Here is a 12,878-nt window from a genome sequence, read left to right as displayed (position 1 = left end):
TAAAGTCACGCCCCTTCTTCACTGGCATGGGGATTTTTACGGTGTTTATTGGTTTTGACTACGGTACGGCAAACTGTTCAGTGGCCGTTATGCGTGACGGGCAGCCTCACCTGCTCAAAATGGAAAATAACAGCACGCTTCTGCCTTCAATGCTGTGCGCGCCAACGCGCGAAGCGGTCAGCGAGTGGCTGTATCGCCATCACGACATCCCAACCACGGACGACGAAACGCAGGCGCTGCTTCGCCGCGCGATGCGCTATAACCGCGAAGAAGACATCGACGTTAACGCCAACAGCGTGCAGTTCGGTCTGGCATCGCTGGGTCAATATATTGAAGACCCGGAAGAGGTGTACTTCGTTAAATCGCCAAAATCATTTTTGGGTGCCAGCGGTCTGAAGCCGCAGCAGGTTGCGCTGTTTGAAGATCTGGTCTGCGCGATGATGCTGCACATACGCAACCAGGCACAAAATCAGTTGCCGGAAGCCATCACCCAGGCCGTTATTGGTCGTCCCATCAACTTCCAGGGGTTAGGGGGCGATGACGCCAACGCCCAGGCGCAGGGTATTCTTGAACGTGCGGCTAAACGCGCCGGTTTTCAGGATGTCGTCTTCCAGTACGAGCCGGTAGCGGCTGGTCTGGATTACGAAGCCACGCTGCAGGAAGAAAAACGCGTGCTGGTGGTGGATATTGGCGGGGGTACAACCGACTGTTCACTGCTGCTGATGGGGCCGCAATGGCATCAGCGCGCCGATCGCGAAAACAGCCTGCTGGGGCACAGCGGCTGCCGCGTTGGCGGGAACGATCTGGATATTGCGCTGGCGTTTAAACATCTGATGCCGCTGCTCGGTATGGGGGGAGAAACGGAAAAAGGGATCGCCTTACCTATTCTGCCCTGGTGGAACGCGGTCGCGATCAACGATGTTCCCGCGCAAAGTGACTTCTACAGTAGCGCCAACGGTCGCTTGCTCAACGATCTTGTCCGTGACGCGAAAGAAGCCGATAAAGTCGCCCTACTGCTTAAAGTCTGGCGTGAGCGTCTGAGCTATCGCCTGGTGCGCAGCGCAGAAGAGAGCAAAATCGCGCTTTCCGATCAGACCATTGTGACGGCGGCGATACCGTTTATCAGCGACACTCTGGCAACCGATATCAGTCAACACGGGCTGGAAGCTGCGCTCAATCAGCCCCTGGCGCGCATTCTGGAGCAGGTTCAACTGGCGCTGGAAAACGCGCAGGAAAAACCGGACGTGATTTACCTGACCGGCGGTAGCGCGCGTTCGCCGCTGATTAAAAAAGCCCTCGCCCAGCAACTTCCCGGGATTCCGATCGCGGGGGGCGATGATTTCGGTTCCGTTACTGCCGGACTGGCCCGCTGGGCTGACGTTGTTTTCCGCTAAGCGGCTCGCATGCTGAAAAGTACGCGTATTGACATCACCATTGCTGTGGCTTATTTTCAGGAGTGAGGGTTAGGGAGGGCTTCCCCTCCCCCTGGTGTCTTAGTAAGCCGGTAAGCTAATCACTAAGAGTATCACCAGTATGATGACCTGCTTCATCATAACCCTTTCCTTATTTTGGCCCCTTCCTCGGGAGGGGCTTTCCCGTTCCAGCGTCCCGCTGAAATCTCTGGCTCTCCTCCTTTTTGCCTTATCAGCACTCTAACGCACAATCACGTATTCGCTATCTTCACCACCGATTGTTGCGTAACGCTTCGCAAAGCCGCATTAGCATTCAGACGAATCCCGACAGTGTTTCATAATTCCTCCATTTTTCTCCCTTGTTCGCTGGCTAAACTAGTATCATTCCGCGAATCGTTTCAGGATGAGAAACTTATAACAATGAAAGGCAGTAAAAAATCCCGCTGGGTGATAGCAATCGCGATCGTTGTGGCCACCGTCGCCGCCATCTGGTTCTGGCAAAGCCGTAACGACGCCCAGGAAAGCGCACCGGGCGCGACCAAACCAGCGCAGCACACGCCAGGTTCGGGACGGCGTGGAATGCGCTCCGGGCCGTTGGCTCCCGTTCAGGCTGCCACCGCCGCCATGGAAGCCGTTCCGCGTTACCTGACAGGACTGGGTACCATTACTGCCGCAAATACCGCCACGGTACGTAGCCGGGTGGATGGTCAGCTCATTGCCTTACACTTCGAGGAAGGACAGCAGGTAAAAGCCGGCGACCTGCTGGCAGAGATAGATCCCAGCCAGTTCAAAGTTGCTCTGGCTCAGGCGCAGGGCCAGTTGGCAAAAGATAAAGCCACGCTGGCAAATGCCCGTCGCGACCTTGCCCGCTATCAACAGTTGGTGAAAACTAATCTGGTCTCCCGCCAGGAGCTGGATGCACAGCAGGCTCTGGTAAATGAAACGTTAGGGACAATCAAAGCCGATGAAGCCAGCGTCGCCAGCGCCCAATTGCAGCTTGACTGGAGCCGGATAACCGCGCCTGTAGAGGGGCGTGTCGGTCTGAAGCAGGTCGACGTCGGTAACCAAATTTCCAGCGGCGATACCACCGGAATCGTCGTCATTACGCAAACCCATCCTATCGACCTGATATTCACCTTGCCTGAAAACGACATTGCCACCGTGTTGCGGGCGCAAAAATCGGGGACTCCGTTAAAGGTCGAAGCCTGGGACCGAACCAATTCGCAAAAACTGAGCGAAGGCGTCCTGCTCAGTCTCGACAATCAGATTGATGCCACGACCGGAACCATCAAAGTTAAAGCCCGTTTTAACAATCAGGATGATGCTTTATTCCCTAACCAGTTCGTTAACGCCCGCATGCTGGTCGACACGGAACAAAACGCCGTGGTGATCCCAACGGCCGCCCTGCAGATGGGCAATGAGGGCCATTTTGTCTGGGTGCTGAACAGCGAGAATAAAGTGAGCAAACATCTGGTTAAACCAGGTATTCAGGATAGCCAAAAAGTAGTGATCGCCGCAGGGTTGTCCGCAGGTGATCGGGTCGTAACCGACGGTATTGACCGCCTGACGGAAGGCGCAAAAGTAGAAGTTGTAGAGGCGCATGACGCCTCAGCTCAGGACGAGAAAACAGCGCCCCGCGGATACGGCAAAAAAGGAGCTAACTCCTGATGCAGGTGTTACCTCCGCACAACACAGGCGGGCCATCACGCCTGTTTATTCTGCGACCTGTCGCCACCACGCTGCTGATGGTCGCGATTTTGCTTGCCGGTATTATCGGTTATCGTTTCCTGCCGATCGCCGCCTTACCGGAAGTCGATTACCCCACGATTCAGGTCGTTACGCTGTACCCGGGCGCCAGCCCGGACGTCATGACCTCGGCGGTAACCGCACCGCTTGAGCGTCAGTTCGGACAGATGTCCGGCTTAAAACAGATGTCCTCGCAAAGTTCCGGCGGCGCATCGGTCGTCACGTTGCAGTTTCAACTGACGCTGCCGCTGGATGTTGCCGAGCAGGAAGTTCAGGCTGCGATTAACGCCGCCACCAATTTATTACCGGGCGATCTGCCCAATCCGCCGGTCTACAGCAAGGTAAACCCGGCAGATCCACCGATCATGACGCTGGCGGTCACGTCCAGCGCCATGCCGATGACGCAGGTGGAAGATATGGTCGAAACCCGCGTCGCGCAGAAAATCTCTCAGGTTTCCGGTGTCGGTCTGGTAACACTTTCCGGCGGGCAACGGCCGGCGGTCCGCGTGAAGCTTAACGCACAGGCTATTGCCGCACTCGGTCTGACCAGCGAAACCATCCGTACAGCCATTACCGGGGCTAACGTCAATTCGGCAAAAGGGAGTCTTGATGGCCCAACGCGTGCTGTCACCCTTTCCGCCAACGACCAGATGCAGTCCGCAGACGAATATCGCCAGCTCATCGTGGCCTATAAAAACGGTGCGCCGGTTCGTCTGGGCGATGTCGCCACCGTCGAACAAGGGGCAGAAAATAGCTGGCTGGGCGCATGGGCCAATAAGCAACAAGCCATTGTGATGAATGTTCAGCGCCAGCCTGGGGCGAACATCATCTCCACGGCAGACAGTATCCGTCAAATGCTGCCGCAGCTCACCGAAAGCCTGCCCAAATCAGTTAAGGTCAGCGTGCTTTCGGATCGCACGACCAATATTCGTGCGTCCGTTGCAGACACCCAGTTTGAGCTAATGCTGGCGATTGCGCTGGTGGTGATGATCATCTACCTGTTCCTGCGCAATATTCCGGCGACGATTATTCCTGCGGTCGCCGTTCCATTGTCGCTCATCGGTACTTTCGCGGTGATGGTATTTCTTGATTTCTCCATCAATAACCTGACCCTAATGGCGCTAACCATCGCGACAGGATTCGTAGTGGATGACGCTATCGTGGTTATCGAGAATATTTCACGCTATATCGAAAAAGGCGAAAAACCGCTGACTGCCGCCCTGAAGGGGGCTGGTGAGATTGGTTTTACCATCATCTCTCTGACATTTTCGCTAATCGCCGTGCTGATCCCACTGTTGTTTATGGGTGATATCGTTGGCCGATTATTCCGCGAGTTTGCCGTTACGCTGGCCGTGGCAATTCTGATTTCCGCCGTCGTCTCGCTCACCCTCACGCCGATGATGTGCGCGCGCATGCTTAATCAGGCCTCGTTGCGTAAGCAGAACCGCTTCTCCCGCGCCTCGGAGCGTATGTTCGATCGCGTCATTGCCGGGTACGGTCACTGGCTGGCAAAAGTGCTGAACCATCCGTGGCTCACGCTGGGCGTGGCGCTCGGCACGCTGGCACTGAGCGTTATGTTATGGGTCTTTATCCCCAAAGGGTTCTTCCCAATCCAGGACAACGGCATCATCCAGGGTACGCTGCAGGCGCCGCAGTCCAGTTCATTTGCCAGCATGGCCCAGCGCCAGCGCCAGGTTTCCGATGTCATCCTTCAAGATCCGGCGGTCGAGAGCCTGACCGCTTTTGTCGGCGTGGATGGTACTAATCCGGCATTGAACAGCGCGCGTCTGCAAATCAACCTTAAGCCGCTGGACGATCGCGACGATCGCGTGCAGAAAGTGATCGCACGCCTACAGGACGCGGTTGACAGAGTACCCGGCATTGATCTCTATCTTCAGCCCACCCAGGACCTGACGATTGATACCCAGGTCAGCCGGACGCAATATCAGTTTACGCTGCAAGCAACGTCCCTTGACGCCCTCAGCACCTGGGTTCCACAGCTGTTAGAAAAACTTCACCAGCTACCGCAACTGTCCGATGTCAGTAGCGACTGGCAGGACAAAGGGCTGGTGGCGTATGTGAACGTCAATCGCGATAGCGCCAGCCGTTTAGGCATCAGCATGGCGGATGTCGATAACGCCCTGTACAACGCCTTCGGCCAGCGATTGATTTCAACCATCTACACCCAGGCCAACCAGTATCGCGTCGTGTTGGAACATGACACCAACAGTACGCCGGGGCTTGCTGCTCTGGACACTATCCGTCTGACCAGCAGCGACGGCGGCGTGGTTCCGCTCAGAGCAATCGCCAGCATTGAACAGCGTTTCGCCCCGCTGTCGATTAACCACCTCGATCAGTTCCCGGTCACCACCATCTCGTTCAACGTACCGGACGATCATTCGCTGGGCGATGCGGTGCAGGCAATTCTGGATGCCGAAAAAACGCTCAATCTGCCAGCAAATATTACCACCCAGTTCCAGGGCAGTACGCTCGCTTTCCAGGCCGCACTGGGTAATACCATCTGGTTGATTGTGGCTGCGGTTGTCGCGATGTATATCGTTCTCGGCGTGCTGTATGAGAGCTTTATTCACCCGATTACCATTCTCTCCACGCTACCCACGGCGGGCGTCGGTGCCCTCCTGGCGTTAATGATTGCCGGCAGTGAACTGGACGTCATCGCGATTATCGGCATTATTTTGCTCATCGGTATCGTCAAGAAAAACGCCATCATGATGATCGACTTCGCCCTTGCCGCGGAGCGCGAACAGGGCATGACCCCACGCGACGCTATTTTCCAGGCCTGTCTGCTGCGTTTTCGCCCGATTCTGATGACTACGCTGGCGGCACTGCTCGGCGCGTTGCCGCTGATGTTAAGTACCGGCGTGGGGGCCGAATTACGTCGTCCATTAGGAATTGGTATGGTCGGCGGTCTGCTGGTAAGCCAGGTATTAACCCTGTTTACCACCCCGGTGATTTATCTGCTGTTTGACCGTCTGTCGCTGTACGTGAAAAGCCGCTTCCCGCGTCAGGAAGAGGAAGCGTAAATGAAATTTTTCGCGCTTTTCATTCATCGTCCGGTGGCGACCATTCTCATTTCGGTGGCCATCACCCTGTGCGGGATACTGGGCTTTCGTCTGCTGCCGGTAGCTCCGCTGCCGCAGGTGGATTTCCCGGTGATCATGGTCAGCGCATCATTACCCGGCGCCTCCCCTGAAACGATGGCGTCTTCGGTAGCCACCCCGCTGGAGCGCTCACTGGGGCGCATCGCGGGCGTGAACGAAATGACCTCGAGCAGTTCCCTTGGCAGTACGCGCATTATTCTTGAATTCAAATTCGACCGTGACATCAATGGCGCGGCGCGGGATGTTCAGGCCGCGATTAACGCAGCGCAAAGCCTGCTACCCAGCGGTATGCCAAGCCGCCCCACGTACCGCAAAGCCAACCCTTCCGATGCGCCAATCATGATCCTGACGCTCACGTCGGACACTTACTCGCAGGGTGAACTGTACGATTTCGCATCAACCCAATTAGCACAGACCATCGCGCAAATCGACGGCGTGGGTGACGTCGACGTTGGGGGCAGCTCTCTGCCTGCCGTGCGCGTAGGGCTTAATCCGCAAGCGCTGTTTAATCAGGGCGTGTCGCTGGACGACGTGCGTAGCGCGATTGCTAACGCCAATGTGCGTAAGCCGCAGGGAGCTATCGAGAATGATACCCACCGCTGGCAGGTACAAACCAACGATGAGCTGAAAACCGCCGCCGAGTACCAGCCGATTATTATCCACTACAATAACGGCGCTGCGGTGCGGCTGGGCGATGTTGCGTCTGTGAGCGACTCGGTGCAGGACGTACGTAACGCGGGGATGACCAACGCAAAACCGGCTATCCTGCTGATGATCCGCAAGTTGCCAGAAGCCAATATTATTCAGACGGTAGACAGCATTCGGGCCAAATTACCGGAGTTACAAACGCTGGTCCCGGCCGCCATCGATCTACAAATTGCCCAGGATCGTTCACCGACCATTCGCGCCTCGCTGGAGGAAGTCGAACAGACGCTGATTATCTCCGTTGTGCTGGTTATCCTGGTGGTCTTTGTTTTCCTGCGCTCCGGGCGCGCGACCCTGATCCCTGCGGTAGCGGTTCCGGTCTCGCTGATCGGTACCTTTGCCGCCATGTATCTGTGCGGGTTCAGCCTGAACAACCTGTCATTAATGGCGTTGACCATTGCCACGGGATTTGTCGTTGATGACGCAATCGTGGTGCTGGAAAATATTGCCCGCCACCTGGAAGCGGGAATGAAGCCACTGCAGGCGGCGCTACAAGGTACGCGCGAAGTGGGATTCACGGTGCTCTCAATGAGCCTGTCGCTGGTAGCGGTGTTCCTCCCGCTGCTGTTAATGGGCGGATTGCCTGGGCGCTTGCTGCGCGAATTTGCCGTCACGCTGTCAGTTGCTATCGGTATCTCGCTGCTGGTGTCGCTGACATTAACGCCAATGATGTGTGGCTGGATGCTCAAATCCAGCGCCCCGCGTGAACAGTCTCGTAAACGAGGTTTTGGTCGTGTGCTGGTGGCACTGCAACAGAGTTACGGCACTTCGCTTAAATGGGTGCTGCGCCATACGCGACTGGTAGGCGTGGTGTTACTTGGCACCATTGCGCTGAATATCTGGCTTTATATTTCCATCCCCAAAACCTTCTTCCCGGAGCAGGATACGGGCGTGTTGATGGGGGGGATTCAGGCCGACCAGAGCATCTCTTTCCAGGCGATGCGCGGCAAACTGCAGGACTTTATGAAGATCATCCGCGACGACCCGGCGGTGAATAACGTCACCGGTTTTACCGGCGGTTCCCGGGTTAACAGCGGGATGATGTTTATCACCCTCAAGCCACGCGATGAGCGCGGTGAAACCGCTCAGCAGGTGATCGACCGCCTGCGCGTCGCGCTTGCAAAAGAGCCTGGCGCGAATCTGTTTCTGATGGCGGTGCAGGATATTCGCGTCGGCGGTCGCCAGGCCAATGCCAGCTATCAATACACATTGCTTTCTGACGATCTGGCGGCATTGCGCGAGTGGGAACCGAAGATCCGTAAGGCGCTTGCCGCCCTGCCCCAACTGGCGGATGTCAACTCAGATCAGCAGGACAATGGCGCGGAAATGAACCTGGTCTACGATCGCGACACCATGTCTCGTCTGGGGATCGACGTTGCAGCCGCTAACAGCCTGTTGAACAACGCTTTTGGACAACGGCAAATTTCAACTATTTATCAACCGATGAACCAGTACAAAGTGGTGATGGAGGTCGATCGACGTTACACCCAGGACATCAGCGCGCTGGATAAAATGTTCGTCATCAACAATGACGGTAAGGCAATCCCGCTATCGTACTTTGCCAAATGGCAACCGGCGAATGCCCCGCTGTCGGTAAACCATCAGGGCTTGTCCGCTGCCTCAACCGTGTCGTTTAACCTGCCAACAGGTTCTTCACTGTCTGAGGCGACAGAGGCTATCAACAGAACCATGACCCAGCTCGGCGTCCCCTCCACAGTTCGCGGTAGCTTTGCCGGCACGGCACAGGTATTTCAGGACACCATGAACTCGCAGGTGATCCTGATTATCGCCGCCATTGCCACGGTCTACATCGTTCTGGGGATGCTGTATGAAAGCTATGTTCATCCCCTGACCATTCTCTCCACGCTACCTTCAGCTGGCGTCGGGGCTTTGCTGGCGCTGGAGCTGTTCAATGCCCCGTTCAGCCTAATCGCCCTGATAGGGATAATGCTATTAATTGGCATTGTGAAGAAAAATGCCATCATGATGGTCGATTTTGCGCTGGAAGCGCAGAGAAACGGCAAGCTGCAGCCGGAAGAAGCCATTTTCCAGGCCTGCCTGCTGCGCTTTCGCCCAATCATGATGACCACGCTGGCGGCGTTGTTTGGCGCGCTGCCGCTGGTGTTATCCGCCGGGGATGGCTCCGAACTACGTCAACCTTTGGGGATAACCATTGTCGGCGGGCTGGTCGTGAGTCAACTCCTGACGCTGTACACCACGCCCGTGGTCTATCTCTTTTTCGACCGTCTGCGTCTGCGTTTTTCGCGTAAAAACAGCAAACCGGTAGCAGAGTTATGACAGAACTTCCCGACAGCACCCGCTGGCAACTTTGGATTGTGGCATTCGGCTTTTTTATGCAGTCGCTGGATACCACCATCGTGAATACTGCGCTTCCCTCGATGGCGGCAAGCCTCGGGGAAAGCCCGTTACACATGCATATGGTCATTGTGTCATATGTTTTAACCGTTGCCGTGATGCTGCCCGCCAGCGGATGGCTGGCGGACAAAGTTGGCGTGCGTAATATCTTCTTCACCGCCATCATCCTGTTTACGCTTGGCTCGCTGTTTTGCGCCGGGTCCAGCACACTCAACGAGCTGGTGATGGCGCGCGTCTTACAAGGCGTTGGCGGTGCGATGATGGTGCCGGTCGGCAGGCTAACGGTGATGAAAATCGTCCCGCGTGAGCAATATATGGCGGCGATGACGTTTGTCACATTGCCCGGTCAGATTGGCCCGCTACTGGGACCGGCATTAGGCGGTATTCTGGTTGAGTACGCCTCCTGGCACTGGATATTTTTGATTAACATTCCGGTTGGCATTGTCGGCGCGATAGCGACGTTAATGCTGATGCCCAACTACACCATGCAAACCCGACGCTTCGATCTCTCCGGATTTGCGATGCTGGCAGTCGGCATGGCGGTACTGACGCTGGCGCTTGATGGCAGTAAAGGAACCGGCATCTCCAGTATCTCGCTGGCAGCGTTGGTTATCTGCGGAGTGCTGGCTATTGCGCTGTATCTGAAACACGCCCATCGTAATCCACGCGCGCTGTTCAGCCTGAATCTGTTTCGCACACCGACCTTCTCGCTGGGTCTTTTCGGCAGTTTTGCCGGACGCATCGGTAGCGGTATGCTGCCGTTTATGACGCCGGTGTTTTTACAAATAGGCCTCGGTTTTTCGCCCTTTCATGCCGGGCTGATGATGATCCCGATGGTGCTCGGCAGTATGGGCATGAAGCGCATTGTGGTGCAGGTCGTTAATCGCTTTGGCTACCGTCGCGTACTGGTCGCTACAACGCTTGGCCTGTCGCTGGTCAGTCTGCTGCTGATGACCACCGCGCTGCTCGGCTGGTATTACGCCCTGCCCTTCGTACTGTTCTTACAGGGAATGGTCAACTCAACGCGCTTTTCATCCATGAACACCCTGACGTTAAAAGACCTGCCTGACGATCTCGCCAGCAGTGGTAACAGCCTGCTGTCAATGATCATGCAGCTATCGATGAGTATCGGGGTGACCATCGCGGGACTGCTGCTAGGCATGTTCGGTCAGCAGCATAGCGTCATCGACAGCGGAAGTACGCATACCGTCTTTATGTATACCTGGCTGTGCATCGCATTCATTATCGCGCTGCCCGCCATTATTTTTGCCCGCGTGCCGAACGACACGCAAACCAACGCGGTGATTTCACGGCGCAAGAGGAGCACCTGATGAAGTTCTGGCGGCCCGGTATCACCGGCAAACTGTTTCTGGCGATTTTCGCCACCTGCATCGTATTGCTGATCAGCATGCACTGGGCCGTACGCATAAGCTTCGAACGCGGTTTTATTGACTATATCAAGCACGGTAACGAACAGCGGCTGCAAATGCTCAGCGACGCATTAAGCGAGCAGTATGAACAGCACGGCAACTGGCGATTCTTACGCAATAACGATCGGTTTGTTTTTCAGATCCTGCGCTCTTTTGAACACGACAACGACGATGATAAACCCGGCCCCGGCATGCCGCCGCACGGCTGGCGTACGCAGTTTTGGGTTGTCGACCAAAATGCCCGCGTGCTGGTCGGTCCGCGTGCTCCGGTCCCCCGTGACGGTATGCGCCATCCGATCCGCGTCAACGGTAGCGAAGTCGGTGCCGTGATTGCCTCTCCCGTGGAACGCTTAACGCGCAATACGGATATCAATTTCGACATGCAGCAAAGACGTTCCAGTTGGCTCATCGTCGCGCTCTCCACGATCCTGGCGGCGCTGGCAACGTTTACGCTGGCGCGCAGCCTGCTGGCCCCGGTCAAGCGGTTAGTGGAAGGCACGCACAAACTGGCGGCTGGCGATTTCACCACTCGCGTTGCGCCGACCAGTACGGATGAACTGGGCAAGCTGGCACAGGACTTCAACCAGCTTGCCAGTACGCTGGAAAAAAACCAGCAGATGCGTCGTGACTTTATGGCCGATATTTCTCACGAACTGCGTACGCCGTTAGCGGTGTTGCGCGGTGAACTGGAGGCCATTCAGGATGGCGTACGCCAGTTCACCCCTGACTCCGTTGCCTCTTTGCAGGCTGAAGTAGGTACGCTCACCAAGCTGGTGGACGATCTGCATCAGCTCTCCATGTCCGATGAAGGCGCGCTGGCCTACCAGAAAACATCGCTGGATCTCATCCCCCTGTTGGAAGTGGCAAGTGGCGCATTTCGTGAACGCTTTGCCAGCCGTGGACTGACGATACAACTTTCACTCCCGGACAGCATGACGGTATTTGGCGACAGGGATCGTCTGATGCAGTTGTTCAACAATCTGTTGGAAAACAGTCTGCGCTACACCGACAGCGGCGGCGGACTGCACATCAGCGCCGAACAACGCGAGCGTATGGTTTTATTAACCTTCGCTGATTCCGCTCCCGGCGTAAGTGACGACCAGTTACAGAAGCTGTTTGAACGCTTTTATCGCACCGAAGGCTCGCGTAACCGCGCCAGCGGTGGTTCCGGGCTGGGGCTGGCAATTTGCGTCAATATCGTACAGGCGCATAATGGTCTGATTCGCGCCGCCCATTCGCCTTTTGGCGGGGTTAGCATTACAGTAACATTACCGCTGGAACGCGATTTACAGAGAGATGTATGACTGAGTTACCCATTGATGAAAACACGCCGCGTATTCTGATCGTGGAAGACGAGCCCAAGCTGGGGCAACTGCTTATCGACTACCTGCGCGCGGCAAGCTACGCTCCTACGCTCATCAGCCACGGCGATCTGGTTCTTCCTTATGTGCGTCAGACGCCGCCCGACCTGATCTTGTTGGATCTGATGCTGCCTGGTACCGACGGCCTGACTCTGTGCCGGGAAATCCGCCGATTCTCTGAAGTCCCCATCATGATGGTAACCGCCAAGATAGAAGAAATTGATCGCCTGCTTGGGCTGGAGATCGGTGCGGATGATTATATTTGCAAACCCTACAGCCCGCGTGAAGTTGTTGCTCGCGTGAAGACGATTCTGCGCCGTTGCAAGCCGCAGCGCGAACTGCAACAGATGGATGCTGACAGCCCGTTGATCGTCGATGAAGGTCGTTTTCAGGCATCCTGGCGTGGGAAAATGCTCGACTTAACGCCTGCTGAATTTCGCTTACTCAAAACGCTGTCGCATGAACCGGGAAAAGTGTTCTCCCGTGAACAGTTGCTCAATCATCTCTATGACGATTACCGTGTCGTTACCGACCGAACCATCGACAGCCATATTAAGAACCTGCGACGCAAGCTGGAATCGCTGGATGCGGAACAGTCGTTTATCCGCGCGGTCTATGGCGTAGGGTATCGCTGGGAAGCCGACGCCTGTCGGATTGCGTAAACACTCCCGTCCTGCAGGACTCCGCGGCTTCGTGGAGTCCTGTTGACTAGCAACTCTCCAAATA

General features: G+C 56.0%; 8 protein-coding genes. 7 read left to right on the top strand and 1 reads right to left on the bottom strand.

Features of this window, described 5'->3' with window-relative positions:
* The first annotated feature begins 41 nt into the window (after window positions 1-41).
* The gene (gene yegD / locus HV302_RS09205) at window positions 42-1,394 is read left to right on the top strand and encodes a molecular chaperone (RefSeq protein WP_046275425.1); all 1,353 of its coding nucleotides are present in this window, start codon (window positions 42-44) and stop codon (window positions 1,392-1,394) included.
* A gap of 99 nt (window positions 1,395-1,493) precedes the next feature.
* On the opposite strand, the gene HV302_RS09200 is transcribed toward yegD, so the two are convergent.
* Window positions 1,494-1,553: a type I toxin-antitoxin system Ibs family toxin gene (locus tag HV302_RS09200; protein WP_109017525.1), complete on the bottom strand. Its 60-nt coding sequence runs from the start codon at window positions 1,551-1,553 to the stop codon at window positions 1,494-1,496.
* Between the two features lie 279 nt (window positions 1,554-1,832).
* Here HV302_RS09200 and HV302_RS09195 point away from each other — a divergent pair, with 279 nt between their 5' ends.
* Genes HV302_RS09195 through baeR form a run of 6 tightly spaced genes read left to right on the top strand, consistent with a single transcriptional unit; the run spans window position 1,833 to window position 12,814 of the window.
* Window positions 1,833-3,080 carry an MdtA/MuxA family multidrug efflux RND transporter periplasmic adaptor subunit gene (locus HV302_RS09195; protein WP_142417514.1) on the top strand — a complete coding sequence of 416 codons (1,248 nt, stop codon included), beginning with the start codon at window positions 1,833-1,835 and terminating at the stop codon, window positions 3,078-3,080.
* Window positions 3,080-6,202, top strand: coding sequence for an MdtB/MuxB family multidrug efflux RND transporter permease subunit (locus tag HV302_RS09190; RefSeq protein ID WP_181627234.1), 3,123 nt, complete (start codon window positions 3,080-3,082; stop codon window positions 6,200-6,202). Before HV302_RS09195 ends, HV302_RS09190 begins: the two co-directional genes overlap by 1 nt.
* Entirely contained in the window at window positions 6,203-9,283 is a 3,081-nt protein-coding gene (gene mdtC / locus HV302_RS09185) for a multidrug efflux RND transporter permease subunit MdtC (RefSeq protein WP_181627233.1), read from the top strand.
* The gene (locus tag HV302_RS09180; protein WP_016153605.1) at window positions 9,280-10,692 is read left to right on the top strand and encodes an MFS transporter; all 1,413 of its coding nucleotides are present in this window, start codon (window positions 9,280-9,282) and stop codon (window positions 10,690-10,692) included. Before mdtC ends, HV302_RS09180 begins: the two co-directional genes overlap by 4 nt.
* Window positions 10,692-12,095, top strand: a complete 1,404-nt coding sequence (gene baeS, locus HV302_RS09175; protein WP_016153606.1) for a two-component system sensor histidine kinase BaeS — start codon at window positions 10,692-10,694, stop codon at window positions 12,093-12,095. Before HV302_RS09180 ends, baeS begins: the two co-directional genes overlap by 1 nt.
* Window positions 12,092-12,814: a two-component system response regulator BaeR gene (gene baeR, locus HV302_RS09170; protein WP_019077149.1), complete on the top strand. Its 723-nt coding sequence runs from the start codon at window positions 12,092-12,094 to the stop codon at window positions 12,812-12,814. The genes baeS and baeR overlap by 4 nt, the downstream gene beginning before the upstream one ends.
* The last annotated feature ends 64 nt before the right edge of the window (window positions 12,815-12,878 follow it).

This window comes from Citrobacter sp. RHBSTW-00859 (assembly GCF_013729795.1).
GTDB lineage: Bacteria > Pseudomonadota > Gammaproteobacteria > Enterobacterales > Enterobacteriaceae > Citrobacter > Citrobacter braakii.
This window is presented reverse-complemented; position numbering and strand designations above follow the sequence as displayed.